This is a genomic window from uncultured Photobacterium sp. (genome assembly GCF_947502415.1).
GTDB lineage: Bacteria > Pseudomonadota > Gammaproteobacteria > Enterobacterales > Vibrionaceae > Photobacterium.
The window spans coordinates 1-253 of the sequence record NZ_CANMZV010000133.1 but is presented as its reverse complement, the minus strand read 5'-3'; the positions used below and the strand labels follow the sequence as shown (position 1 = coordinate 253).

Below are 253 nucleotides of genomic sequence, written 5' to 3'. Positions count from 1 at the left end.
TTTTTTCTCAATACCAGCAATGCTGTGGTTTCTGCTAACGCTTTATCTTTCCGCCGAAGCTCTTTCTCAAGCTGCTTAGTCTTGCGACGCTCAGCTTTTAATTTAGCTTGCGCTTCCTTATCACTGGATTTAGCAGAAGCAGTACCATTGATACAGGCTTCACGCCATTGGACAATTTGTTCCGGATATAAACCTTTAGAGCGACAATACTCACCTAATTCGATTTCGGATAAGCTGGCGGTTTCAACCACTA

At 43.1% G+C, this 253-nt stretch carries 1 pseudogene; it reads right to left on the bottom strand.

Annotation, left to right across the window (positions count from 1 at the left end):
- A pseudogene (locus Q0852_RS23835) lies at positions 1-253 on the bottom strand (IS3 family transposase); the annotation flags it as partial.